General features: G+C 78.1%; 1 protein-coding gene and 1 pseudogene. Both read left to right on the top strand.

Annotated features, from left to right (window positions below; all coding sequences use genetic code 11):
• Window positions 1–191: hypothetical protein (locus C5B96_RS17935; protein WP_233189271.1), on the top strand; the 191-nt coding region annotated here is incomplete at its 5' end.
• Between the two features lie 8 nt (window positions 192–199).
• A pseudogene (locus C5B96_RS16995) lies at window positions 200–693 on the top strand (hypothetical protein); the annotation flags it as partial.

Raw genomic sequence — 693 nt, 5'->3', positions numbered from 1 at the left:
AGGCGCTCGTGGGCGAGGTGCTGCGGGTGCGGGGGCCGGTGCCGCAGGTGCCGCCGGTGCGGGTGCCGCGGGTGCCGGTGCCGCAGGTGCGGGTGCCGCGGGTGCCGGTGCCGCAGGTGCGGGTGCCGCGGGTGCCGGTGCCGCAGGTTCCGCCGGTGCTGCTGCAGCCGGTGACTCGTGGGATGCCCTGACCCGCCCAATGGATGCGCCCACCGCGGTGATGCCCGGTGCCGGCGCGGCCGCAGGTGCCGCTGGTGCAGCCGCCGCGAGCGTCGCCGCTGTCGGAGGCTCGGGTATCGGCACCACGGACGACGCCACCGCGGCCACCGTGCGCGCACCCTCCGCCGGCAATATACCCGGTGCGACCGTTGCGGCTGCAGGCGCCGGCGCCAGCCTCGGTGCCGGCGTAGGTGCGACTACAGCCACGGCCGCGGCACAGACCGCCGCGACCCGCGTCGACACCGTGCACCTCGCATCGGCAACCCCGCCGCGCGGCCGCGGCAGCGGCAACGGCGGCGGCACCTCAACTACCGCCGAGCCGCCGCGGAAGCGGGGACGCCGCATCGCGCTCCTCGCCGTCGCCGCAGCCGCGGTGCTCATCGCCGGCACCTGGATCGGCGGCACCCTGCTCACGGCCGCACCCTCGGCCGAGCCCGGATCCCCCGCCTCCACCACCCCGGCCATCGCCACCAC

Origin of the sequence: Subtercola sp. Z020, assembly GCF_002931235.1 — a bacterium.
GTDB lineage: Bacteria > Actinomycetota > Actinomycetes > Actinomycetales > Microbacteriaceae > Subtercola.
This window is presented reverse-complemented; position numbering and strand designations above follow the sequence as displayed.